Origin of the sequence: Clostridium tetani, from assembly GCF_900167265.1 — a bacterium.
Taxonomy (GTDB): Bacteria; Bacillota; Clostridia; order Clostridiales; family Clostridiaceae; genus Clostridium_G; species Clostridium_G tetani.
In genome coordinates this window covers 145600-171741 of record NZ_FUWT01000005.1, presented here as the reverse complement: position 1 = coordinate 171741, position 26142 = coordinate 145600, and the positions used below count along the sequence as shown (strand labels likewise).

Below are 26142 nucleotides of genomic sequence, written 5' to 3'. Positions count from 1 at the left end.
TGTAGTATTTCGCCAGCCGCAGTTTAATTATTACCTGTCACCCTTAAAAGGGTCTGTATATTCCTTAATACTTATTTGATAGGCAATCATATCTTCATTTTGTTGACTTCTTATATATTCTTCTATTGCTTTTTTATTTTTACCTACTGTATCTACATAATATCCTCTGCAGCAAAAATGTCTATTTCCATATTCATACTTTAAATTTGCAAACTTTTCAAATGTCATTAAATTACTTTTTCCCTTTAAAAAAACCTATAAATCCTGAAACACTCATTTTGGGTAGTATTGATACAGGCATATGGATATGGTCTTTACATACATTTGCTTCTATGATTTCTACACCCTTCCATTCACATAACATCCTAAGTATTTTTCCTATTTCTTTTTTCTTATCTCCATATATTTCTTTTCTTCTATATTTAGGTGCAAATACTATATGATATCTATATCTCCACTTAGTATGTGCTAAACTATTATTGTCCATTTGGGCAATACCCCCTTTGATTTTTTAGGTTGGCTGACGAAATCATTTCTATTTTATCAAAGTGAGGTATTTTTTTGCAATGCTTAAGCTTTTCTGAACACACCTACATAGCAGGCGGTTTTCTTATACAATAAACGAGTCGGTAAATTTAAACGACTTATTTTTATTTCAACTGTACACCTAAAATAAAAACAACCCTGGAATTGGATCCAAGGCTATTTTAAAATCGATTAAAAATACTTAAAAGAATATGTGTGCTCTATTCAGTAAAATACAACTATATATCATCTTCAGCCATATACTCAAAGGTAATTGAAGGTTTTACAGAGTATGAAGATGTATCAAAGGCTGAAATTGAATGTTTGAATTGCCATCCTTGCTTTAACTTAATTGGATTTACACTACTATACATGTTGTTATCATTAAATGTGAATTCTCTTAATCCAATCCAATTAAATTGATTGTTCGCCTTTAAACTCCTTACTCTTCCATATGCACTACCAAGTTCTTTGCCTCTAGTGGTTATTCCAGTAACAATAGCAGTGTCTGGTATCTCAGATTTTGAACTTAGGCTAAATGATATAGTATCAGACTCTTTACTAAATCTACCTACTGAGATATAACCACTATGATTATAAGTATAGGATCCAGCCTTATACCAAGGTGCTCCCATCATTATATAATAATTAAGATTTTCATTGTTTGCTGATTTTATCTTTACATAATACGTTCCCTGTTCTTCGGTTTGGAATTTTTGTCCTACCTTAGTTGAAAGACCATATGAACCTTGAAATATAAGTCGATTATCCTCAGTATATACTTGAGCAATTAAAGGTTTAGAAGCATAAATAGATAGTGTTTGTGTTCCAGTAGGAAGATATACTTTATACCAATCTTCATCATCTGTACCAACGATTTCACATCCATATAAAACTTTTGGTCTGAATTTAATAGAATCATTAACAGTATTGTAAGTAAGTGATACTGCATTTTCTTTAGTATTATTTACTTGTTCATTAACATGGGCATAAACTTTACCTTCTGAACTAAAAACTAAAATACTAAATAACAGTAAAAGATAAAAAACTTTTTGAAAAACCTTTTTCATTTATATTCCTCTCTATAAAAATAACGTTTTATAGTAAACTTATCGAGTATATTAAATATTCCTTTATACTTTTTCAATAATAAATTATTTCTCTATATAAGGATATAAGTAAACAACTAAAGTTACATTAAACATAATCGAATATAATAATATAAAAATTATAGGATTGAGGTGATTTTAAATGAATTGGGGAATAGGTAGTTATTATAAAAATTTCAATTTATCAAATAGTAATATAATTAATAAACATACATCAAAAACCAATCGAAAATTGTTGAATCTTAATATAAGTAAAAGTGTTCAAAAATTCCTTTCTACTCCATTACAAGAACTCTCATTTAAAGGAAATATTATTGATATTAAAAATGGCTATAACTATAAAGTTAAAACATTAATGCATGGTTATGCTGAAATATCTGTTAATAACAATACCTCTGAATTGCTTCTTTATAAAATGTATCCTAATAAAGATATTACTTCACTATTTGATAAATATGAATTTAATGATCTAGCAAAGACTAATGATTTAATAGGATTTTTATCAAGCGGTAAATCACTAGAGAAAATTGTAGATTTGATAAGAGTTTTCATGCCTAATACTAAAGATGTAGGTGCCAGACTCCAAAATTTAGGTATTGAACCTGGAAAACATTTTGAAATTAAAGGCTATTCTGAAAAGCTATTTTTAGATAATAGTGGATGGATATATACAAATAAAGAACTTGAAAGTCTTAGACACGGTTACAATACAAATAACTTTTTTAAAATGGGTTATACTAAGGATTCAGTATTTACAATAGATGGACAGGAATTTCACCTAGATGATACTGGTCATTTAAATATACCAGAGGGAACTTTATGTATACCTTCGGTAGTTAGTATAAAAAAATAAATTTCTTAACCAAAAAGTTCAGAACATGGGCATATTTTTACAAACCAAAAAAGTTAAATTAATATGATATAAATTTAATATGCCCTATCCTGAATTATTTACTAATTCATCCTTTCCCCGCAATGTGGACAATACTTAAAATTAGATTGAACTACATTACTACAATTACTACAAATCCTTTCATTGGTATTTGTATATGAATTTATTTGTTCTAAATCCTCATCTTTAATATCCACATGCTCATTATTCTCTAGAGCTTTTCCCAATTCACATGATATTAAAAAAATAGAATTACAACATTCAGACATTAAATAATACCTTTTATTCCATGTGAATATTGGTATAAAGAAAAAGTGAAATACTTTATTTACTTTAATTAATTTATAAACAGTTATATTGCCACAGGCTTTACATACTAAGTTCCGTATTACTTTTATCTCTTTTTTTCTTTCATCTATACCAAATATACCAATAAAGAACATAATATTCTCCCTTCTAATTCACCTAAATATCCTAAACTTTTTTACAAATACTATACCTATTGAAAGGGGTATAATTACTAACTTCCAAAGTATACTCCCTATATTTAAAATAGATATACTTCTTATTACCTGCAAAATTCCTACCCCTATGGCTATTCTTGTATATGGACTATGCCCAATTCTAAATTTCTTATAAAATTCCTGTCCTAAAAAGGTAGCTATAGTTGCAAAACCTACTATAAAAATTAAAAAAAACATTAATGCTATAAAGGGAAGGAATACTATACCGAAAATTGATAAAACTAAGGCAAAGTTTATAATAGCAAGACTAAATAAAGCTATATAACCATACATAACTCCTCTGAATATATTTTCCTTTACTAAATAGTTCATCATAAAATTTATATTTATAGACATAAAATAATATACAATGGAGCAACAAATACTTAAGAATACAAAAGACCAAATAAATTTGTAATTCATTTTTACTTTATTATTCATATTTATATTTTTAAATTTTTCCGTTATTTTATGTGATTTAAATATCTGACGCTCTTTACCAAATATCTCACTATTTTCTCCTTTTACTATTTCACCAAAAAGAGTTGTTACATTTTTACTTACCTTTCCATTTACATATATATTTCCACCAATTGATAATGCATTACCTTCTACTTCTCCATTTATATATATATCTCCACCAACACATACTAAATTTGCTTTTTTAGTTTCATCCATCTGTATATAAATATGCTGTCCTACTTTGAAATTCTCTTTTGAAAAAATAGATTTATCTCCTACTGATGTCATTGCCAGAATAGCAATTATAAACATTAAAATTATCATTAAACCTAGCTTATTATTCTTAATTCTTTTCATAATTTATATCTCTCCTAGAATTTTTAAATCATACTTTAATGTATCTATATAATTAGCACTTTCATTTAAAAATAAAACTCTGATAGACTTTATTTTATTAGTTTTTATAAAGTCATCATATTTTTTGTTTTTTTGCGAATCATTGTATAAAAATATTATCTTATCTTTATCCTTTGATTTTTCTAATAATAAATTATTCTCTTCTTTGCTTTCCTTTAATTTTATAGAATTCATTCCTAAATATCTAGTGAAATACTCTAAATCCTCTTCCTCATAGTATATAGTATATTCTTTCAATTTTATTTTAATTTTACTAACCATCTTTTCTAATTCCTGTAATCCCTTTACTTCTTTTTGAAAATTTCTTTCATAATAATCTCTATTTTTAGGATCTTTATCTTGAATTGAGTTCTTTATATTTAATAAAGCTATTTTATAATTATCTATATTCATCCAATAATATGGGTTTCGTGATATATTCTTCCCATTATACTTTCTTTCCTTTGTATAATTTATTAAATTAATCCCTCTGGATATATTTATTACTCCTACTTTATTTTTATTTAGTTTATTTGTAAACTCATTAAACCATGGTTCTACATCAAGTCCATTATAAATAAACAAGTCTTCTTTACTTACATTGTTTAAATTATCTTTTGTAGCTTTAAAATCTCTTTCAATATTTCTATCTTTAAAAATATATTCTACAAAATGCCTTTCCTCAGTTATTTTTCTTGTCATATAATATAATAATTTGTCTGTAACAACTATACTCAAATTTTCATCTTGGAGTTTATCTACAGTTAATGCTTCTGTAGGATTATACTCTCCCTTTGAGAAACAACTAGAAAACATAAGCATAATAATTATTAAAGTTATGAATCTATAAACTTTTTTCAATGCTTTCACCTCTTAAAACAATACAGACGATTTAGTTAAATATATTCTACATAATATATTATTCTATTGCAAACTAATAATTATTTAATATTTAATTGACCATTTACTTATGATAGAATATACTTGTAAAAAGTAAAAAATAAGGTACAAATGATAATATATAAAATAAAGGCGGGAACTCACATGATTTTCACAGTAAACAGTGTAGATGAAACCATTAGTATTGGTGAACAAATAGGCAAACTAGCCCATGCTGGTGATATAATATGTCTTGAAGGAGATTTAGGTACTGGTAAAACCCATTTAACTAAAGGAATTGCTAAAGGTTTAGGCATACATAACACTATAACAAGTCCTACTTTCAATATTGTCAATGAATATGAAGGACGACTGAAATTTTATCATTTTGATGTATATAGAGTAAATGATCCTGATGAAATATATGCTATAGGTTTTGATGAATATATATTTAGTGATGCAGTTACTGTAATTGAATGGTCTAATTATATTAAAGAACTTATTCCAGAAGAATATATGAACATATTAGTAGAGAAAAATTCTAAAAATGATTTTAATTCTAGAAAAATAACAATCACCCCTTACGGCAAAAGATATAATTACATAAAGGAGATAAGTCTATGAAAATATTAAGTGTGGATTCTTCCACAGAATCAGCCACTTGTGCTGTTTTAGATGATGATAAATTACTAGGTGAAATTACTTTTAACTACAAAAAACAACATTCAGTAATTTTAATGAATATAATAGATTTTTTATTAAATAATTTAAGTTTAACTATAAAGGATATAGATGGATTTGTAATTTCTAAAGGTCCAGGATCTTTTACAGGTCTTAGAATAGGTGCTGCTACAATAAAAGGCATGAGCCAAGGCTCTAAAAAGCCTTTTGTAGCTGTTTCTTCACTAGATGCATTAGCTAATAATATGGCATATACAGAAGGAATAATTTGCCCTATATTAGATGCACTTAGAAATAATGTTTATACCGCTTTGTATGAATATAAGGATGATAATCTTCAAATGATTACTGATATTTCTATTCAATCTATAGATGAATTAACGGAAAATTTATCTAAATATGATTGCAATATTACTTTCATAGGAGATGCACTACCTAAATTAAAAGATATTATTAAAAAGGATTTACCTAATTCCCACTTTGCACCTCCTTCTTTAAATGTAGCAAAGGCTTCTTCCTTAGGAGAATTAGGATTGAAATTATTAAAGTCAGGCTATACTGATAATATATACACTTTTTCCCCTATATATATTAGAAAGTCTCAAGCTGAAAGGGAATATGAGGAAAAGGAACGTTTAGAAAAAAATGAATAATTTAAATGATATATTATTATGTAAGGCTACAAAAGAACATATTGAAGAAATATTTAACATAAACAAATTATCTTTTTTAGCTCCTTGGAGTATTCAGTCTATAGAAAAAGAAATTTTAAGTAATCCTCATGCTCTTTATATAGTGGCTATAAAAGATAATAAAATTCTAGGCTATGGTGGGCTTTGGATTATACTAGATGAAGGTCATGTAACTAATATAGCTATACATCCAAATTACAGACAGTTAGGTATTGCTTCACTAGTGCTTTCTACTCTAATAAAAGAATCTAAAAACAGAGGAGTTAATAGTATAACTTTAGAAGTTAGAAAATCTAATTCAGTTGCTCAAAATTTATACCAAAAGTTTGGTTTTGTGGAAGAAGGATGTCGTAAACACTATTATTCTGACAACTTAGAAGATGCTATAATAATGTGGAAACATGATATTTAAATAATAAAAATGAACTGTCCTCATTTTAAAGGTCAGTTCATTTTTATTATTCTATTACTATTCTGTTATAACTTTTCTTACCTCTTCTTATAATTATGCTATTTTCTTCAAAAAGGTCTTCCGTTACTGCCATATTTATATCTGTTACCTTTTCTTCATTTATACTTAATCCACCTTGTTGAATTAACCTTCTAGCCTCTCCTTTAGATGGTAATATTTTTGTTTCCACTAATATATCTAATATTCCTTTTCCTAAATCATCTTTAGATATATTTACAGTTGGAACATTACTCATATCCTTACCTGCTCCAAATAATGCTTCTGATGCCTCTTCAGCTTTTTTAGCTTCATCTTCTCCATGAATTAACTTTGTAACTTCATATGCAAGTACTTTTTTAGCTTCGTTTATTTTATTTCCTTCTAAAGCTGCTAATCTTCTGACTTCATCCATTGGTAAAAATGTAAGTAATGCTAAGCATTTTTCTACATCAGCATCATCTACATTTCTCCAATATTGATAAAACTCATATGGACTTGTTTTATCTTTATCTAACCATAAAGCTCCATTTACTGTTTTACCCATCTTATTTCCTTCACTATTAGTTAATAGTGTACAAGTCATAGCATAAGCTGATTTACTTTCTTCTCTTCTTATTAAGTCAGTTCCAGCTAACATATTAGACCATTGGTCATCTCCACCTAATTCCATTACACAGCCATATTTTCTATTTAAACATAAGAAATCATAAGCTTGCATTAACATATAGTTAAACTCAAGAAATGATAATCCCTTTTCTAATCTCTGTTTAAAGCACTCTGCTGTTAACATTTTATTTACTGAGAAATGAACTCCTATTTCTCTTATAAACTCTAAATAATTAAGATTTAAAAGCCAATCTGCGTTGTCAACTAATATAGCTTTATCATCACTAAAATCTATAAATCTAGATATTTGACTTTTTATACTACTAACGTTTTTATCAATAGCTTCTTTTGATAACATCTTTCTCATTTCTGATTTACCAGAAGGATCGCCAATCCTTACCGTTCCCCCTCCTACAAGAGCTATAGGTCTATGACCTGCTTTTTGCATATGAGCCATCATCATTAAAGGTAAGAAATGACCTATATGTAAACTATCTGCAGTTGGATCAAATCCTATATAAAAAGTAATTTTATCCTTATTTATTAAATCTCTTATTTCTTCTTCATGTGTAGTTTGTTTTATGTATCCACGTTCTTTTAATACATCAAAGACATTATTACCCATTTCCATTACCTCCAAACATTTATGTTACAAATTATCATATCATAATTTATAAACTACTTCTACATATAAGTTATAGTATATAACCAAAATATACTTTTATCAACTTTCTCAATTAAAAATTAAAGAGTTGGAACTAGTTCCAACTCTTATCTATAATAAACTTTATATTATTTTCAAATTCAAGTAAACCTATACAAAATAACTATACACATAACAAACCAGTGTACTTCCTCATACACTCAGGTATATCATTTTCTTCATTAACATTCATATAAATATTCAAACTGTATTCTTCCTCTAATTTTTCTAACTCAAAAAACAAAAGTGCCGCATCTTCATTATCTAAATTTACAATATTGAATAACCCATCGATATAAATAGTATCAATATCATAGTTACTAGATAACATGCCGCACAAAAATCCATAAAAACTCTTATAATCATTTTTAAAATTAAAATCTGAAGTAGATATAAATCTAACATTTCTGTGTAACTCAAACATAGCTCTTCTATCATCGTCTATAAATACAATGTGTCCCTTGTTATCAATAGCCTTTTCATTAGCCATTTGAATTAGCTTTTTAGTCTTTCCAGCTCCTCTTTGGTCACAAAATACTTGAATCATGTTACACCACTCCTAATATTTTTTTATTGTTATATTATATAAATTATATAATATTCCGAATTTTTTATCAATGATAAAATTAAAACTTTTCCATTTATATTTCTATATATTCCCTGAATATTCTACAATAAAAACTATTAGATATGGCTACCTAATAGTTTTTATTCTTGGGTAAATAATTCTAAAATTATTTACTGTAATCGAATTTATTACTAGAACCTTCAATTTTTACATCTGCGTCTACTTTCAAAATTGTATTTTTTAATATATTTTTACTATCTTCTTTATGATATTTTCTGTTATAAATATCCGCTACATCAAAAATATCTATATTTTCATTTTTATACTTTTCAAAAACTTCTCTTGAAAATTTTTTTATATTATATTCAGCTCTAGCTTTTATTATATTTAACTCTTCCTCAGTAAAATTCATAGGACTTTGAGTTCCTGTTAAAGTGGTTTTGACTTTTATTTTTTTTGTTAATTCTACTATATTATCTTTTTTTTCTATCTTATTCTTTGTTTTACTTTTTAATATCTCTAAAGTTATAAACTTATCTTTTTCTTTTGGATGCGGAATTTCTAATGTTCCACCTTCTATTCTATCTGCTAAAAAATTATATGCTTGGCTTTCAGATTTAGGTAATTTATTTACCATTTTATCATTTTTTATAATTGCTCCTCCATCTATAGTTATCAGATTTTCCATTTGAGTTTCATCTAACCTTATTAAACTCATAATACAAGCTGTACTTTCCATTACTCTTTCATTTAGATAATCATTCATACTTAGCTTTACAGCTTTTGAAGAAACTTTTATATTATCCATTAAATCTGCCAAAAATAATCCTATATATTCTTCTGATTTTATTTGAGTTTGTAGTAATTTTTCTACATCACCATCATATATTGCTATATATTGACGAATTAACCCTTCTTGATGTCTATGAAAAAAATCTATGAATTTATCTATTCCATATTCTGCAGCTTTAGTTGTAAAAATTATGGCTTTAGATTGAGTCCCATCTATTCTAAAACTTGAAGATAATCCTATATTCCTTATAACCTCATGTACTGTCTTGCCAGTACCTCTGTATACAATTCTCTGCCCCTTCTCCGAACCACTTATATTACTTCTATAAGGCTTAAAGGTTTCTAAATATATTATAGGTTCATTATTATTATCTATATCTACTACAAAGCTTGTTACAAAGAGAACTTTATTTATATCTTTATAGCTATAGCATCCACTAAATAAAATGCTTATACAAAGTATAAAGCTAATTATTCTTTTTTTCATATATATCATCCTTAATAATATTCTTTGATATATTTTTTAAGTTACTCCTAAAAAATATATCTCTAAACTTAAAATTCTTTATTGTTCCTAATGGATACAAATATGGATAACCTACGGAATCTAAACTTCCTAAATGAGCTATAAAGGACAATAATCCTATATAGAAACCTGGTAATCCAATTACTGAAGATAGAAAAACTATAACTATACTCCAAACAGATATTACATTATATAATCTGGGAATTAAAAAAGATGATATGGATGATACAGCTACAACTATCATTCCTATTTGTGAAGCCAAACCTGCCCCTACAGCTGCGTCTCCTAATATTAAAGCACCTACAATACTAATAGCCTGACCTATTGGTTCTGGTAGTCTTATACCTGCTTCTTTTAATATTTGAAAAAAGAATGTTAATAAATATAATTCAATTATAGCTGGAAAAGGTACTCCTGCCCTAGATACAGATAATCTAAAGACAAAAACCGATGGTATTAATGAAAAATGATAGGTAGTTATAGCTATATATAAACCAGGTAATAACAATGCTACCATAAATGCTATATATCTTAATATTCTAGTTATATTAGAATATGTTTTATTTATATAATAATCATCTGGTGTTTGAAAACTTTCTATAAAAAAATATGGCATAGTTAAAGCAAAAGGGGTCCCATCTACTAATATCCCTATACGTCCTTCCATTACATTAGCAGCTACTACATCTGGTTTCTCTGTATATCCAATGGTATCAAATAGTGTTTTTTTACTTGCAAAACTTTCTTCTATATAACTTGTGTCTAAAACAAAGTCTACTTTAATAGAATTTAACTTTTCTCTTATTTTTTCAACCAAGTCCTCTGGAGCTAATCCATCAATATAAAACATAGCAATACTGGTGTTTGACTTTTTACCTATAGTTAAATTTTCAAATTTGAAATCTGGATTTTTTACTTTTCTTCTTATTAAAGCTATATTATCTACCAATACCTCATTGAAACCTTCCCTAGGACCTTTTATAACCTTTTCAGATGCTGGTATATCTATCCCTCTTTTTACATATCCTTTAGCATCTACAAATAATATATCTGCATAATCTTCAAATAAAATAACTACATCTCCAGACAATATATGAATTAAAGCATCTTCAATATTCTTAACATACTCAACATCATGAGCTTCAATTATATTATTTTTTATATATTCAACTGATAAAATTGAATTCTTATTTTTAATTATAGGTGCTATTATATATTTACTTATAATGGTATTATCACATAAGTTATCTACAAATACTATGTAAACCTTCCCCTGAACAGTTTCTATTTCTCTATATTTAATATCAAAATTCTTATCCAATTTATCTTTTATAAAATTTATAGAACTTAACATAAATATCACCCTTTTTATTATCTGCTTATAATTAGAATATTATTCAACTTTTAAGTCAAGAATATATTATTAATTAACAGTTTTAATAAAATATTCCATGATATAAAGGGTGATTTCTTGGATAATATTAATGCTAAACATTTATTTTTTATAATATCAGCTATTACAATAGTTTCTTTAAAAACTTATCCAACAATATTTATAAGAAATGCCGGAAGAGATAGTTGGATAGTTGTAATTATAGCTTCATTAATAATTCTTTTTTCCTTTATTTTTATGCTAAAAACAAGTTTAAAGACAAATACCTTTGATTTTTATAATATATATACAAGTTCTTTTGGTAAGATTTTAGGTACTATCTTACACTTTTTCTTTGTTTTTTCTTTGTTTTTAACTTTAATAGAATGTGCAGGAATAGAGAGTAGTTCTATGCATGCTAATATATTATTAGACACACCAACTTGGTATATTGCAATATTTATAGTATTCACAGCTATTTACCCAGTAAAAAAAGGCCATCTTTCAGTATTAGCTGTCACTATAATCGGTATAATTTTAATGATTTTAGCTGGTATTAACTTAGCAATACTAACTTCTTCTTATAAAAAATATAAATATTTATTTCCTATATTAGAAAATGGACTAAATAAAAATCATTTTTTAGCTCTCTTAAAAGTCCTAGGATTATATGCACATATAGTGATTTTTTTCCCTTACTTAGAGCTCGTACATAATAAAAATAAAATATTTAAGGTAAGTATTTGGTCTTTTATTTTTGTTATACAAATGCAGATAATTGCTATAGTTGGTATATTATCTACTTTTGAAATAAATCATGCTAAAAATTTAATATATCCAAAACTCTTACAAACTCAATTAATAAGTTATTGGAGATTTATAGAAAGTGGTGAATTTTTCGTAATGCTTCAAACTGTAGGTGGGTGGTATGTAAAATATGTTCTAGTATTAAATATATTAAATAAAAGTTTTGAAAAAATATTTACAGGAAATAAATATTTAATTTATATAGTAAGTATATTAACATATATATTTACTTCATTTTTAACGCAAAAGCTTTTAAGATTTTTTGACTTTCTTAACTTTTATTCACTAATATCTTTTATAAATTTTTTATTAATACCTTTTATAGCTTTTATAATTTTATATTTTAAAAATAATAAATCTATTTCATCATAAAATTTGCTATTTTTTATTGTTGTAATTTTTATTTTTTGTGTTAAAATATATGATATAATATATTTTTAGAAATAGGTTAATTTTATTTAGTATTAGATAATTGAGCTCCTCTTGATCATGGAGACTTATCTATATGTAAATTAATCCTATGATCATAAGGAGGGTTTTTAACAATGGCAGATAAGACAATTGTTTGTAAAGACTGTAATAATGAATTCATATTCACTGAAGGAGAACAAGAATTCTACAAGGAAAAAGGATTCGAAAATGATCCTGTAAGATGTCCTGAATGTAGAAAAGCTAGAAAAGCTGCTAGAAATAACTTCAGAGATAGATAGTAAAAAAAGAGAGGTAAATCCTCTCTTTTTTTATTTTGTTTAATAATTTTATATAAGATTGCAAATACTAGTATTGTTTCTTGATACAAAATTATTGGAGGAAATATAATGTCACTTTTAAGATTAGCTTATAGTTTTATAATAATACTATTTTTAATCACAATAGTATTAATTTTAGGAAACACTCTAATAAATTTTATATTAATAATATCCGCTGTTCTATTCCTACTTCATATTCTAACCTTCAACAATAATATTTTTAAAAAGCAGTAATAAATTACTGCTTTTCTTAATTATAAGTATTCTTCTTAGCTTTACTCTTTACCTATATCAGATAAAACTAATCCATTATTATGTTGTAATGCCCAACTAATTGACCAATCACTTTGAAATAATAGAAGACTTCTGTCTTTATGGTCTTTAACTATTTTAGTATCACTAGTAATAATTAAGTCATCTGGATTACCATCATATTCCTCAATCCATCTTATATATTTAAAAGGTAGTCTTTCCATTTTTAGATCTACATTGTACTCACTTTTCATTCTATATTCTAATACTTCAAATTGTAGTACTCCAACTACCCCTACTATAATTTCTTCTATTCCAATATTTACTTCTTTAAAGACTTGTATAGCCCCTTCTTGAGCTATTTGAGTTATTCCCTTTACAAACTGCTTTCTCTTCATAGTATCTACAGTTCTAACTCTTGCAAAATGTTCTGGAGCAAATATAGGTATACTTTCAAATTTAAACTTTTCATTCGGACTACATAAAGTATCTCCTATTCTGAATATACCTGGATCAAATACTCCAATGATATCTCCTGCATATGCTTCTTCTATTATTTCTCTATCTTGTGCCAAAAATTGTTGTGGTTGAGATAGCTTTACTTTATTTTCACCTTGAGCATGATATACTTCCATGCCCTTTTTAAATTTACCAGAGCAAATTCTCATAAATGCAATTCTATCTCTATGTGCTGGATTCATATTAGCCTGTATTTTAAATACAAAAGCTGAAAAATCTTCACTAAATGGATCAATTTCGCCCTTATCAGACATTCTTGATAAAGGTGATGTAGTTAAATTTAAAAATTCCTTTAAAAAAGGTTCCACACCGAAGTTAGTTAGTGCACTTCCGAAAAATACTGGAGTTAATTCTCCTTTTCTAACAGCTTCTATGTCAAAGTCGTCTCCAGCTATATCTAAAAGCTCTATATCTTCTATTAATTTATTATGAAGATCCTCTCCTAATAAATCGCTAAAGGCTTCATCTTCTACATTTCCTTCTACAGATTCAACTGTTGTCTGACCATGGTTTCCTCCATTAAAAAGTCCTATTAATTTATTTTTTCTACTATATACTCCTTTAAAATTATTGCCAGAGCCTATAGGCCAATTCATAGGATATGATTTTATTCCAAGCACTGATTCAATTTCATCCATTAAGCTAAAAGGATCCCTAGTTTCCCTATCCATTTTATTTATAAATGTGAATACAGGTATTCCTCTTAAACTACATACATGAAATAATTTTTTAGTTTGTTCCTCAACACCTCTCGCTCCATCTATAACCATTACTGCACTATCTGCCGCCATTAAAGTTCTATAGGTGTCTTCACTAAAATCCTGGTGCCCAGGAGTATCTAATATATTTATACTATATCCATTATAATTAAATTCCATAACAGATGATGTAACAGAAATACCTCTTTGTTTTTCTATTTCCATCCAGTCTGATACTGCATGTTTAGATGCCTTTCTAGCTTTTACGGATCCTGCTAATCTTATAGCACCCCCATATAATAAAAGTTTTTCAGTGAGTGTGGTTTTACCCGCATCTGGGTGAGATATTATTGCAAATGTTCTTCTTTTTTCTATTTCCTTTTCAAGACCTTTCACTAAAACCTCTCCTCTTCATTTTTGTATACAACAATGATTTTATCTTTTAAATTTTTAACTGTCAATTATTTTGCAAAGTTTTATAGTAAATGCCAATTGTTTATAATGTATTTCTTTAAACTAAATGCTATACTAAATACATTAGATTTAACTAAAGAAAGGCGGAACCAATATATGTACAAATTAGTAGCTATAGATATGGATGGAACCTTATTAGATGATAGCAAAACTATACCTAATGAAAATATAAGAGCCATAAAAGAGGCCTCAAACAAAGGTATAAAAATTGCATTAGCCACTGGTAGGCCTTTAACAGGTATAAAAAATTATTTAAATGTCTTAGGATTAAATTCACCAGATAACTTTTCCATAATCTATAATGGAGCTTTAATACAAAATAATACTAATAAAAAAATAATTTCTCAGTGCCTACTAAATTACGATGATTTGATGTATTTTCACAATCTAAGTAGAAAATTTCATATTCATATGAATGTGTTTACTAAGGATTCTTGTATAACTTCTAAATTAGGTAAATATACCACCTTAGAAGCAAAATGGAGTAACATAGATGTAAAAATAGTGGATTTTAATAATTTAGATAAAAATATAGAAATTACTAAGGTTATTTTTGCCGATGAACCAGAACTAATATCAAAAATAATGGATAATTTAGATGATGATGTATACTCAAAGTATGCTATGGCTAGAAGTGCACCTTACTTTCTTGAATTTTTTAATAAAGAAATTAATAAAGGTATTGCAGTAAAAAAGTATGCTGATAGCTTAAATATACATAAAGAGGAAATCATTTGTATTGGCGATGCAGGCAATGACATTGAAATGATTAAGTTTGCTGGACTAGGTATTGCTATGGAAAATGCTTTTCCAGAAATAAAGAATGTAGCAAACTACATAACCCTATCAAATGAAAATGCAGGAGTAGCTCACGCAATAGATAAATTTATACTTTCTAAGTTTTAATCTATTATATGAACTATCCTATTTATAAAGAGTAAACCCTTTGGAATATCTAAGGATTTACTCTTTAATATTATTTATCTAATACAAATCCTATCTTTCTTTTCATCTTTGAAAGTGTTTTATTAGCTACATATGACGCTTTTTGGGCACCTTCTTTATATACCTTCTCTAGATATGATTTATCTTCTAAATATCTTTTAACTTCTTTTTGAAGTGGTTCTACCTCGGCTATTATAGCTTCAGCTACATCCTTTTTAAATTTAGAATAACCTAGCCCTGCATATTCTTTTTCAATACTTTCTACATTCTTTCCTGTAGCCGTACTTAAAATATTCATCAGATTCTTTACTCCTGGTTGTTCATCACTATATCTTACTATTCCTTCATTATCCGTTACCGCTCTATTTATTTTATTTTGAATTATATTAGGCGGATCCATAATTAAAATATATCCATTTTTATTTTCTGCTGATTTTGACATCTTCTTTTTAGGTTCTTGTAAATCCATTATTCTAGCTCCAGTTTTACCTATGTATGGCTCTGGAACTTTGAAAGTAGGACTATATAAATTATTAAATCTAGTGGCAATATCCCTTGTGAGTTCTAAATGTTGCTTTTGATCGTTTCCTACTGGAACTAAATCTGCATTATATAGTAATATATCTGCCGCCATTAAAACTGGATAATTTAACAATCCTGCACTTATAGATTCACCTGCATTTTGAGATTTATCCTTAAATTGAGTCATTCTATTTAATTCTCCTAAATATGTAAAGCAATTTAAAAGCCATGCAGCTTCTGTATGTGCAGGCACATGTGATTGTATAAATAAAGTATTTTTCTCTGGATCTAATCCAGATGCTATATATACAGCAAGTACTTCTAAGGTTCTTTTTCTCAATTCTTGTGGAACCTGCCTTACTGTTATAGCATGTAAGTCAACTATGCAATAAAAACAATTATACTCATCTTGCAATTTAACCCAGTTTTTTAAAGCTCCAAAATAGTTTCCTATAGTTAGGTTTCCAGAAGGCTGAATGCCACTAAATATAGTTTTCTTATTGTCTTCCATGTTTATTCCTCCCAATATTAATGTATTTATTAATTTATTTTTATCTTTAGAAAATACTTTTTATTACTTTCTAAAAATAAAAACCCTATAGCAAAAGAAAAGCTATAGGGAGTAATTAACCTGGTATCATTTAAACTATTTTTTCCATAATCCATGTAAATTACAATATTCTCTTGCAGCTACTACTTCTTCATCTAATTTAAATTCTGCCACTGGTTTTTCACCTGGTTTTAAATGTTTTCTATATACTTTGTTTTCTGTTAAAACTTCTATCCATTCAATGTAATGTTCTTCTATCATTGGGTGTTCTGCTTCTCCTATTTTAACACGTATTCCTCCTTCTATTTTTTCTATAACAGGAACGTGTTTTTCCACAGCTGCATCTACTGTATTTTCAACAAATAGCTTCATAGGTTGATTACAGCAGACTAATTGTCCACCTCCTTTGTGAACAACTTCTACAATATTTCCACATACTTGGCATTTATAAACTTGTAATAACTCAGTCATGATTAAATCCCCCCTATTAAAATTATCCCTATTATTAAATATTAACATATTGTACTACTTCTATACAAATTTGTTTTTTCCTTTTTATATAAAACCTAAAATTTTGTTTTCAATGGCTGGTTACGAATATATAAACAACTTTGTTCAAATACTAAATTTATAAACTTCATATAAAGGAGGGTCTAAATTGGATAGAGGAAAAAGTTATCTTGATAACGGAAAAGATTTTTTAAACCATTCCCCTAAAACTATTGGAATTTATCTTCCTGATGAAAGAGGTTATTTAGAAGATCACCCTAAACCTATTAGGACTTACTCTAAAAATAAAAAATCTTCTTCTTCTCTTCCTGATAATGTAGTAGATCCAATAGTTAGCAATCATATTTCCACTTGGGAATTTGATAGTACATCTAAAGATATGCATAAAAATAATGACTTATTTAAGTAATAAAAGAGCCTTAATGGCTCTTTTATTACTTTATAAATACCTTTACCTCATATTCACCCTGTTGAAAAAATGGAATTATATCATCTTTTATTAATTTATTATTTAAATACATTTCTTCTTTCCCTTGTCTTTCTACTATTATATTATATCTACAATTATTTTTTTTATAAATAATCGTAAACTTATTCCAATCATTAGGTATGTTAGGTTTTATTGAAAAACCCTTATCCATGTGTAACCTAAATCCTAAAATTCCATTTAAAGCTGTTGTATACATCCATCCTGCAGCACCTGTATACCAGCTCCATCCTCCTCTTCCCACATTGGGTTCTACTGTATAAACATCTGCAGTCATAACATATGGTTCCACTTTATATATATCACAGTTCAAATTAGATAGAGTATGATTAATTGGATTTATCATGTTAAATATTTTCCACGCCTTTTCACCATATCCTAGCTTTGCTAAGGCTAATATATACCATATAGCACCATGAGTATATTGCCCTCCATTTTCCCTTACCCCAGGCACATAACCTTTTATATATCCTGGTTCAAGGTCAGACGTATTAAAGGCTGGTGTTAATAATTTTACTATGCCTTTATCATATTTTACTAAATGTTCTTCTGCGGAAAGCATAGCCTCTATTGCTCTATCTTTATTTCCACCTTCAGATATTACAGCCCAAGATTGAGACAGAGAATCTATTTGACATTCCTCATTTTCTGCAGATCCTAAAACTTTTCCATCATCAAAGTAAGCTCTTCTATACCACTTTCCATCCCAAGCATTCTTTTCAATATTTTCTATAATAAATTTTTTAGTTTTATCATAGTATTCTTCTCTCTTAAAATCCTCTTTTTTATTACATATTGTACCAAATTCATTGAGTATATTGTATATAAACCATCCTAGCCATACACTTTCCCCTCTTCCTTTATTACCAACGGTGCTCATACCATCATTCCAATCTCCTGATCCCATTAGAGGTATGTTGTTTTCTCCAAATTTTAAAGATTTATCTATAGCTTTTATACAATGTTCATATAAGCTTCCTTTGCGATTAGATACTTTAGATATAGTATACCTTTCATCTTCTCCTTCTTTTAAAGGTTCATCTTCCAAATAATTAATAGTTTCATTTAATATTTCATAATCCCCTGTATTCTTTATATATTGAATAGTTACATAAGGTAACCACAGTAAATCATCTGAGAACCTAGTTCTTATACCACTTTCAACTACTGGATGCCACCAATGCTGTACATCTCCTTCTAAGAATTGTCTTGATGCACTATATAATATATGTTCTTTTGTGATTTCTGGCCTCACATAGGATATAGAAATTGAATCTTGGAGCTGATCTCTAAAACCAAAGGCTCCTCCTGATTGGTAAAATCCTGTTCTTGCCCAGAATCTACAGCTTATTACTTGATACAATAACCACTTATTTACCATAATATCCATGGATTTATCTGGTGTTTCAATTTGTATTTGCGTCAGTGTTTCTTGCCAGTAATTTTTTACACTTTCAAATTCTTTTAGAATAATATTTTCTTCATTGTATTTTTCTATTAATGAATTTATTTTTTCTATATTATCTTCTTCTCCCAATAATATAAATACACTTTTCGCCTCACCTGGATTTAAAGTTATCTTCTTATTTATAGCTATACAAGGATCCATACCTGAACCTAGACTATTAGATAACTTTTCAGATTTTAACCCATTAGGATCTTCTAAACTACCACTCACACCTATAAATTCCATTCTATCTCCTGTATAAGATACCTCTTCTCCTCCAAACACCTTACAATATGCTGTTAAATCTCCAAAGTAGGTATTATAAGGATTTTTAGCATATATATAATCGTAATCTTCATTTTTATATGTTGATATATACCTATTAGTATGTTCAGATACTACACCTAAAGTCAGTTGCGTATAATAGGTTACAGATAATTCTCTTTTTATATTAGTATCATTTTTTAACTTTACTAAGATTACTTTTACATTATCCTCTAAGGGAACAAAAGAAGTCATTTCTCCAATTATTCCAAAGCTTTTATTTCTGTAAGTAGAATATCCAAAACCATGTTCTATAATATACTTTCCAGAATTTCTTTTAGGTTTAGGTGATATACTCCATATCTCATCAGTTTCTTCATCTTTTAAATATATAAACTCACCTTGATTATCTTTTATCCAGTCATTAGACCAGGGAGTTATTTTATTTTCTCTACTATTTTTATACCAAGTATAAGAAACTCCATTTTCTGAAATATGGAATCCAAAATTTCCATTACTAATAACATTAATCCAAGGTGCAGGTGTATCTTTATAATTATCTAATACGATAATGTATTCATAGCTATCTTTTTTGAATCCCCCAAATCCATTAAAATATTCTAATTCAGGTGTTTCAAATTTAAAGTTTCCTTCCTTATACTTTAAATTCTCTTTATCCTTTACTTTTTCATTTTTCTCTATTAATTTTTTATTCTTTTTAGGTTCATTTAAAAGAGTTTCATCTTGACAGTAAATCACTAATCTAGATATAGAGATTACAAATTCTATATCTTCTTCTTCCATAGTTGCCTTATTATATAAAAACACTCCTCCCGATACATATTCTCTATCTCTTAAATGACTAGTGAATATTATATCTTTTATAGACATTTGTAATTCTTGTTCATAGGATGATTCTTCTAGATTAATTATTAATAAATCAACTTCTAATCCTTTAAGATTCCAATACTCATGGGCTTTTATAATATCTTTAATAGAACTAATATCTTCTATTTTATTTATCACTATAGAAACTATAGGTATGTCACCTGATATACCATACTTCCAAAGATCTACTTGATTTTTTCTTATATTTTTTACATACTCTTCTCTTTGCTTTATAGATTCATTTGGAAAAATAATATTAGATGCTAATTCTTGGAACTTATTTATTGTATAAGATTTAACACCTAAATATCTACTCTCTATTTGACTATATGTCCAAGCTAATTCAAATATCCTCTCCACATTATCTCTTTGTTTATATTTTTCAGCTATTCTTATTGCTTCTTGTCTTTCATTACAAATAGCCATTATATAAGATAATTCACAACTATCTTTTGCTGGTATTTTCACTCTTACTCTCATACTAATTATAGGATCTAACACCGCTCCAACAGTATTAGTTAATGGCTTATCATTTTCTATAACTTCAGGTCTATCTAAGTCATTACATCTTCCTATAAATTTAGCTCTATTGGTTTCATATTGTATATTACCTACTACCTTTTCATCTGTTGATAAAGACTGCATAATCCAAAGTTCTTTATCTTTAACGCTTCTTTTTCTTCTATTAGCTAATATGCATAGAGGTTCCTCCACAAATTCAGTATTGATAAATAAATTACTAAAACTTGGATGAACTAAATCTGCATCATATTTATTTAAAACCACCTCAAAATAACTAGTAATTTCTAATATTTTATCTTCTTCACTATTATTAGTTATACTAACTTTTCTTATTTCCCCATTTTCTTCATTGGATACACATATTTCTGTAGTAGTTTTAATTTTGTCATCAATTCTTTCAAATTTAGCTTTATCTACAGAAAAACTTACTTCATAATCTTTCATATTTTTTTTGCTGGGTTGATAGAAATTACTCCAATATTCCCTAGATCTTATATCTTTTATATAAACAAACATTCCTAAATTATCATTAGTTACATCTTCTCTCCATCTATTTAAAAATACATCTTCCCTTTTGCTATAACCACTACCTCTATTAGTAATCATTAAATCATAGTTGCCATTGGATAGAAAATGACATTGAGGTACTTGCTCTTTTTCTATACCAAATTTCCTTATCAAACTTATATTTCTCTCTTTTATGGATATATTGTCCTCATAATTTTCTTCTCTCCTATATACTATAGTATTTGGAACTTTTTCTTGAAGTAATAACTCTACAGATTTAACTCTACTGTCTCTGTGGAATCTCCTTTGTAAAATAAAATTATTTAATATATTATTAAGAGCCATAAGACTCATTCCTTGGTGATGTACCATGAAAGATTTAACAATTTCAAAATCATTATCTTTAGGGGTTCTATTTTTAGTAAAGTCTATGGCTTCATATAGTCCATACCTTCCTTCTGCTCCCATATCTACAATTCTTTTTAAGTTGTCTATAGAGGCCTTGCAATTAACATTTAATGCCATAAAAGTTGAGTATGGAGATATAACTAATTCTCTTTCTAAACCTCTTTTAAGTCCTATTCCTGGTACTCCAAAGGCTTTGTATTGATAATTTAAATTTACATCAAAAGCATAAAAACCTGATTCAGATATACCCCAAGGTACATTATTTTCATCACCATATTTCTTTTGACTTTCTACCACAAAATTATATGTTTCTTGTAAAAGTGTATTAGGGTAACTCTTCATTATCAACAGTGGCATTAGGTATTCAAACATAGTACCACTCCATGAAACTAATCCCTTTCTATTCTTTATGGCACTTATGGATCTACCTAAGTTAAACCAGTGATTATGAGGTATATCTCCTTTTGCAATAGTTATAAAACTCGCTTGCCTTGCTTCTGATGCTAATAAATCATAATAGCAATTATCTAGACAATCTTTTTCCACATCATATCCTATAGTAAACAATGCTCTCTCTTCATTAAATAACATTTTAAAATTCATCTGTTCTGATATAGAATTTAACTCTTCAATAATATTTAATATATTATCCTTTAAAATTCTTATTTCATCATTACTTTTTTCAGTATAGCTCTTTAACTTCTTTGCATATTTTTCTTTGCTATTTTTTAAATCGCTATTTATTTCTAAAATAACCTCTTCAAAATTTTCTATACTACATTCTGTAACTAAATTTGATAGTTTTCTCATTATGTCATCATCAGAACTTTCAGTTATTTTATTCTCTTCTATAATTTCAATCCAAGGAAAAATACTATTAAAATCCTCCAAAAAAGTCTTTACAGTTTTATATAGTTTTTCATTCCAATACAAATTATCTTTTTCTTTTATTAAACCATAGGCTTCTATTTCTAACTCCTTTAGAATTTTTATTAAATAAAATATATCTTCTTGGAATGTATCTAATCTTTCTTTATTATTTAAATAATCTTCATTTTTTTCTTCTATTTCTTCTATGGATAAAATTAAAAGATCTACTATTCCCTTTGATATATTTCTTACATTTACAAAAGGTTCTTTTAAAAATTCATGAAAAGTATTTTCTACTAACCATAGATAACTTATTAAATTTCCGCTATCTACAGTAGAAATATATTTAGGCTTTAAAGGCTTTTTAGATTTTGTATCGTACCAATTATAAAAATGCCCTTGGTATTTTTCTAGATCATTCATGCTTTTAAGGATATTCTCTACTTTATATATGCATTGTTTTAAATTTATATATCCTAAATCCAAAGCTGATATACAAGCTATAAGTCCCATACCAATATTAGTTGGTGATGTTCTATATGCCACTCCTTTTTTAGGATCTTCTTGATAATTGTCTGGTGCTAACCAGTTACTATCCTCTTCTCCAAAATCTTCAAAATATGACCATATCTTTCTTGAAAATCTTCTCAATAGTATTTCTTCATCTTCATTCAATCTATATAAATCTTCTGGAATATCTTTACTTATATAATAGGCTATCCATGGGCTAAAAAACCATATTATACACGAAGGTAGTAATACTAATCCTAAATTAATAGATTGATAGAAAGCTAGTAAGGATATTATCACTGCTATAAAACTTCCAATCCACATAGTTTTTATATGATCTTTAATGCTTTTGCCTGATTTAGCTTCTACATCTGCTGCAGTCTGCCATTCTAATAGATTTTTCTTGCTTATAAATACTCTATATAAACTCCTAATAATTGCATCAGCCATTACATAACTTTTATAAGGAAGGAAAGAAAATACTAGAAAGAATTGTATTAAACTCATTTTCCAACTTTCCATTCTTCTCATTATAGATATCTCTTTTAAAGATAAGTTAGTAATTTCTGATATATTAAACAAAACTGGAGTTAAAAGAGATATAAAAGCTATTGCTAACCACATTTTAGGTTTTGGAAATAGAATTAAAGATAAAATTACAAGAATAATTATAGATGGTGTTAATAAACTTCTTCTCAAATTATCTTTCATCTTCCAAATAGATAATTTATTTAAAGAATTCTTTTTAAATATCCAAGGCAATAGCTGCCAATCTCCCCTTACCCATCTATGCAATCTTTTAGAGCTAGCATTATAATATGCTGGATATCCATCTATTAACTCTAAATCAGTGACTAAAGCTGTTCTTACATAGGATCCTTCTAGTAAATCATGACTTAATACCGAGTTTTCTGGTATTTCATCTTTTAACATATAGTTAAAAGTATCTATATGATATATACCTTTTCCTGTAAAAATACCTTCTCCAAATAAATCTTGATATATATCTGATACTGCACAGGTATATGTGTCTATACCAGTTTCTCCAGAAAAAATCTTAGAGAAAAGAGTCTTATTACCACTTAAGACCCCTACTCCGATTCGTGGTTGCATAAGTCCATATCCTCTTAAAACTTTTTTACTTTTATGGTCTATATAAGGTATATTCAGTGAATGAGCCATAGATCCTATTAACTTTTTTGCTGTTCCCATTGGTAATTGAGTGTCTGCATCTAAAGTAATTATATATTTAACTTCATATAAATTTTCTATATCTCCACTTATAACATTATAACTGGTTTCTCTATCTCCTCTAATTAAATGATTAAATTCTTCCAGTTTACCTCTTTTTCTTTCCCATCCTAGCCAAATTCCTTCTTTTTCATTAAATTTCCTATATCTATTAAAAAAATAAAATATATCTTTACCGTTTTTGCTATATTTCTTATTTAGTCTCTTTGCTTCCTCTAATGCAAATTTATTTATTTCATCTTCTCCTTCTTCTTCCTGTTTATTGCTATCTTTAAAGTCAGCCAATATTCCATAATATATATTTTCACTATTATTTGCTAAATAATATACTTCTAAGTCCTCCATTAACTCACTAACTCTTTTTTTGCTATTTACTAGAGTTGGTATAACTACCATAGTGCTATATTCTTTTGGTATATCCTTTTTAAATTCTATTTTAGGAATAAAATCTGGTTCTAGATAATTATTAATTGACCAATTAAGTATTGATATTATTATTTCACTTATAGGTATTATTAATATTAATACTCCTAATAAACATTTCCATAAGGGAGCATAATTTTTGTATAAATTATAGTAGGAAACTAATACAGATAAAATAATTGTTACAATTCTTATAAAACCTATATAATAGTTAGTTCTCTTCTCTAAACTTAAACTCTTAATTCTATTTATTCCTATATCCTTATAGTTTAATTTTTCTTTCAAACAGTTTATTCCATCATCTATAATGTAATATCCAACATGCTTTAAATAAGGTTTATCTTTTTCTTCTTTCTTTTCTTTTGCACATTCAATGGCCTTTCTAGCTATAAATCCTTCTCCTAAATTGGTTTTCTTAGCTATGTTTTCTATTTTACTTCTATAGTAATCCTTTGATTTAAAGTCCATATTTCTATATACATCAGCTGGATCATTTTTAAGTATATTTTCTAACTTACTTAGCTTTTCAAAGGATGTATTCCAATTCAATGTTCCTATTTCTCTTATAGATGTAATGCTACTACCCAGTATCATTTTTAGAAAAGCCTGACTTCTATGCTCTACTAACACAGCATCTTTCATATTTTTATCTTCCATCTCTAATTTTTCATTTATCCAATTATATATAGTTTCATTTTCAATAGCATTATTTCTTATTCCTTTAATTAGAGCTTCTACAAAATATATTGAGAAAGTTTCATCTCTACTTATTATTTCATTTATAGCATTTTCATCTTTTATATTTTCTACTAAAGTTTCTACTAGCTTTTCCCCTCTAGTTTTTTCTTTTTGTACATAGACCATTTCCTTTACAATTTTTGATGTATTATTTATACATGCTATTTTTAACATAGTAGGCAATGACCAAAGTTCACTGCTTGTTAAAACTGTATGTTTTTGAAAATCCTCTATATAATTTTCTACATTTTCTTTAGTAAGTTTTCCATTAGTTTGTTTTACTATTTTTTTTGCTATATAGTAAATCCTCGGATAACATTTCATATAGCCACTCTTGATATTTGGGATATTACGATAATACATTTCTCTAACATCATTTTTTATATCTTTATATTCTCTTTCTATTAAATATAAATTATCCAACAACCAATCTCCTGCTGGTATAATTTTTCCTTTATTTTTAAATTCATGATTTAAATAAGTATATCCCTCTACTATATCTTTATAACTTTTATCTAATGTATTTTTAAGTTTATATTTACATCTAAACACAGTGGTATTATTAGGACATTCTTCTTCAAAAATTAAATAGTCCATTTTATTCACCTTCCTGTTAAAATAGTTAATGCTACTCAAGTTATTAT

At 27.2% G+C, this 26142-nt stretch carries 20 protein-coding genes and 1 pseudogene; 8 read left to right on the top strand and 13 right to left on the bottom strand.

Going from position 1 to position 26142, the window contains the following annotated elements:
• Window positions 1-30: 30 nt before the first annotated feature.
• A pseudogene (tnpA, locus tag B5D21_RS05550) lies at window positions 31-487 on the bottom strand (IS200/IS605 family transposase).
• A 277-nt stretch (window positions 488-764) separates the two neighbouring features.
• Window positions 765-1595 (bottom strand): hypothetical protein, encoded by an 831-nt coding sequence (locus B5D21_RS05545; protein WP_011100565.1) that lies wholly within the window; start codon window positions 1593-1595, stop codon window positions 765-767.
• Window positions 1596-1776: 181 nt separating this feature from the next.
• Between B5D21_RS05545 and B5D21_RS05540 the strand changes: the two genes are divergently transcribed.
• Window positions 1777-2487: a hypothetical protein gene (locus tag B5D21_RS05540; RefSeq protein WP_011100566.1), complete on the top strand. Its 711-nt coding sequence runs from the start codon at window positions 1777-1779 to the stop codon at window positions 2485-2487.
• 101 nt (window positions 2488-2588) lie between these two features.
• Here the strand turns inward: B5D21_RS05540 and B5D21_RS05535 are convergent, their stop codons facing one another.
• The 3 genes from B5D21_RS05535 to B5D21_RS05525 are packed head-to-tail and all read right to left on the bottom strand — an operon-like array spanning window position 2589 to window position 4748.
• Window positions 2589-2969 carry a zinc ribbon domain-containing protein gene (locus tag B5D21_RS05535; protein ID WP_011100567.1) on the bottom strand — a complete coding sequence of 127 codons (381 nt, stop codon included), beginning with the start codon at window positions 2967-2969 and terminating at the stop codon, window positions 2589-2591.
• 18 nt (window positions 2970-2987) lie between these two features.
• Window positions 2988-3848 (bottom strand): hypothetical protein, encoded by an 861-nt coding sequence (locus B5D21_RS05530; RefSeq protein WP_011100568.1) that lies wholly within the window; start codon window positions 3846-3848, stop codon window positions 2988-2990.
• A 3-nt stretch (window positions 3849-3851) separates the two neighbouring features.
• Window positions 3852-4748 carry a metal ABC transporter substrate-binding protein gene (locus tag B5D21_RS05525; RefSeq protein WP_035124778.1) on the bottom strand — a complete coding sequence of 299 codons (897 nt, stop codon included), beginning with the start codon at window positions 4746-4748 and terminating at the stop codon, window positions 3852-3854.
• 183 nt (window positions 4749-4931) lie between these two features.
• Between B5D21_RS05525 and tsaE the strand changes: the two genes are divergently transcribed.
• The 3 genes from tsaE to rimI are packed head-to-tail and all read left to right on the top strand — an operon-like array spanning window position 4932 to window position 6551.
• Entirely contained in the window at window positions 4932-5390 is a 459-nt protein-coding gene (gene tsaE / locus B5D21_RS05520; protein ID WP_035111732.1) for a tRNA (adenosine(37)-N6)-threonylcarbamoyltransferase complex ATPase subunit type 1 TsaE, read from the top strand.
• Window positions 5387-6100, top strand: a complete 714-nt coding sequence (gene tsaB / locus B5D21_RS05515; protein ID WP_011100571.1) for a tRNA (adenosine(37)-N6)-threonylcarbamoyltransferase complex dimerization subunit type 1 TsaB — start codon at window positions 5387-5389, stop codon at window positions 6098-6100. Before tsaE ends, tsaB begins: the two co-directional genes overlap by 4 nt.
• On the top strand, window positions 6093-6551 hold the full coding sequence (gene rimI / locus B5D21_RS05510) for a ribosomal protein S18-alanine N-acetyltransferase (protein WP_011100572.1): 459 nt from the start codon (window positions 6093-6095) through the stop codon (window positions 6549-6551). Before tsaB ends, rimI begins: the two co-directional genes overlap by 8 nt.
• Window positions 6552-6597: 46 nt before the next feature.
• On the opposite strand, the gene tyrS is transcribed toward rimI, so the two are convergent.
• The 4 genes from tyrS to B5D21_RS05490 form a co-directional block, all read right to left on the bottom strand.
• A complete protein-coding gene (gene tyrS / locus B5D21_RS05505; RefSeq protein WP_035124781.1) occupies window positions 6598-7821 on the bottom strand; it encodes a tyrosine--tRNA ligase in 1224 nt (407 codons plus the stop codon).
• Between the two features lie 202 nt (window positions 7822-8023).
• Entirely contained in the window at window positions 8024-8446 is a 423-nt protein-coding gene (locus tag B5D21_RS05500) for a hypothetical protein (RefSeq protein ID WP_035111726.1), read from the bottom strand.
• A 187-nt stretch (window positions 8447-8633) separates the two neighbouring features.
• Window positions 8634-9746 (bottom strand): Ger(x)C family spore germination protein, encoded by a 1113-nt coding sequence (locus tag B5D21_RS05495; protein ID WP_035111723.1) that lies wholly within the window; start codon window positions 9744-9746, stop codon window positions 8634-8636.
• Complete coding sequence (locus B5D21_RS05490; RefSeq protein ID WP_035124783.1) at window positions 9727-11139, bottom strand: spore germination protein; 1413 nt, start codon at window positions 11137-11139, stop codon at window positions 9727-9729. The genes B5D21_RS05495 and B5D21_RS05490 overlap by 20 nt, the downstream gene beginning before the upstream one ends.
• Window positions 11140-11256: 117 nt before the next feature.
• Here B5D21_RS05490 and B5D21_RS05485 point away from each other — a divergent pair, with 117 nt between their 5' ends.
• Together B5D21_RS05485 and B5D21_RS05480 are read left to right on the top strand one after the other, a co-directional pair.
• Window positions 11257-12336, top strand: a complete 1080-nt coding sequence (locus tag B5D21_RS05485) for an endospore germination permease (protein WP_011100576.1) — start codon at window positions 11257-11259, stop codon at window positions 12334-12336.
• 173 nt (window positions 12337-12509) lie between these two features.
• Window positions 12510-12674 (top strand): zinc-ribbon domain-containing protein, encoded by a 165-nt coding sequence (locus B5D21_RS05480; RefSeq protein ID WP_023439450.1) that lies wholly within the window; start codon window positions 12510-12512, stop codon window positions 12672-12674.
• Between the two features lie 314 nt (window positions 12675-12988).
• Here B5D21_RS05480 and B5D21_RS05475 read toward each other — a convergent pair whose 3' ends face one another.
• On the bottom strand, window positions 12989-14578 hold the full coding sequence (locus tag B5D21_RS05475; protein ID WP_011100577.1) for a peptide chain release factor 3: 1590 nt from the start codon (window positions 14576-14578) through the stop codon (window positions 12989-12991).
• Window positions 14579-14752: 174 nt separating this feature from the next.
• On the opposite strand from B5D21_RS05475, the gene yidA reads away from it, so the two are divergent.
• Window positions 14753-15562, top strand: coding sequence for a sugar-phosphatase (gene yidA / locus B5D21_RS05470; protein WP_035124785.1), 810 nt, complete (start codon window positions 14753-14755; stop codon window positions 15560-15562).
• Window positions 15563-15632: 70 nt separating this feature from the next.
• Here yidA and trpS read toward each other — a convergent pair whose 3' ends face one another.
• A complete protein-coding gene (gene trpS / locus B5D21_RS05465) occupies window positions 15633-16634 on the bottom strand; it encodes a tryptophan--tRNA ligase (protein ID WP_011100579.1) in 1002 nt (333 codons plus the stop codon).
• A 135-nt stretch (window positions 16635-16769) separates the two neighbouring features.
• Entirely contained in the window at window positions 16770-17144 is a 375-nt protein-coding gene (locus tag B5D21_RS05460) for a desulfoferrodoxin (RefSeq protein ID WP_035111706.1), read from the bottom strand.
• A gap of 187 nt (window positions 17145-17331) precedes the next feature.
• Here B5D21_RS05460 and B5D21_RS05455 point away from each other — a divergent pair, with 187 nt between their 5' ends.
• Complete coding sequence (locus tag B5D21_RS05455; RefSeq protein ID WP_242651222.1) at window positions 17332-17592, top strand: hypothetical protein; 261 nt, start codon at window positions 17332-17334, stop codon at window positions 17590-17592.
• Between the two features lie 25 nt (window positions 17593-17617).
• On the opposite strand, the gene B5D21_RS05450 is transcribed toward B5D21_RS05455, so the two are convergent.
• On the bottom strand, window positions 17618-26095 hold the full coding sequence (locus B5D21_RS05450) for a glycoside hydrolase family 94 protein (protein ID WP_078688078.1): 8478 nt from the start codon (window positions 26093-26095) through the stop codon (window positions 17618-17620).
• Window positions 26096-26142: the final 47 nt, after the last annotated feature.

Excerpts from the sequence above, each read along its gene's own strand:
- B5D21_RS05545 (WP_011100565.1), bottom strand. The coding sequence starts at position 1,595 with ATGAAAAAGGTTTTTCAAAAAGTTTTTTATCTTTTACTGTTATTTAGT.
- B5D21_RS05540 (WP_011100566.1), top strand. The coding sequence starts at position 1,777 with ATGAATTGGGGAATAGGTAGTTATTATAAAAATTTCAATTTATCAAAT.
- B5D21_RS05535 (WP_011100567.1), bottom strand. The coding sequence starts at position 2,969 with ATGTTCTTTATTGGTATATTTGGTATAGATGAAAGAAAAAAAGAGATA.
- B5D21_RS05530 (WP_011100568.1), bottom strand. The coding sequence starts at position 3,848 with ATGAAAAGAATTAAGAATAATAAGCTAGGTTTAATGATAATTTTAATG.
- tsaE (WP_035111732.1), top strand. The coding sequence starts at position 4,932 with ATGATTTTCACAGTAAACAGTGTAGATGAAACCATTAGTATTGGTGAA.
- tsaB (WP_011100571.1), top strand. The coding sequence starts at position 5,387 with ATGAAAATATTAAGTGTGGATTCTTCCACAGAATCAGCCACTTGTGCT.
- rimI (WP_011100572.1), top strand. The coding sequence starts at position 6,093 with ATGAATAATTTAAATGATATATTATTATGTAAGGCTACAAAAGAACAT.
- tyrS (WP_035124781.1), bottom strand. The coding sequence starts at position 7,821 with ATGGGTAATAATGTCTTTGATGTATTAAAAGAACGTGGATACATAAAA.
- B5D21_RS05500 (WP_035111726.1), bottom strand. The coding sequence starts at position 8,446 with ATGATTCAAGTATTTTGTGACCAAAGAGGAGCTGGAAAGACTAAAAAG.
- B5D21_RS05495 (WP_035111723.1), bottom strand. The coding sequence starts at position 9,746 with ATGAAAAAAAGAATAATTAGCTTTATACTTTGTATAAGCATTTTATTT.
- B5D21_RS05490 (WP_035124783.1), bottom strand. The coding sequence starts at position 11,139 with ATGTTAAGTTCTATAAATTTTATAAAAGATAAATTGGATAAGAATTTT.
- B5D21_RS05480 (WP_023439450.1), top strand. The coding sequence starts at position 12,510 with ATGGCAGATAAGACAATTGTTTGTAAAGACTGTAATAATGAATTCATA.
- yidA (WP_035124785.1), top strand. The coding sequence starts at position 14,753 with ATGTACAAATTAGTAGCTATAGATATGGATGGAACCTTATTAGATGAT.
- trpS (WP_011100579.1), bottom strand. The coding sequence starts at position 16,634 with ATGGAAGACAATAAGAAAACTATATTTAGTGGCATTCAGCCTTCTGGA.
- B5D21_RS05460 (WP_035111706.1), bottom strand. The coding sequence starts at position 17,144 with ATGACTGAGTTATTACAAGTTTATAAATGCCAAGTATGTGGAAATATT.
- B5D21_RS05450 (WP_078688078.1), bottom strand. The coding sequence starts at position 26,095 with ATGGACTATTTAATTTTTGAAGAAGAATGTCCTAATAATACCACTGTG.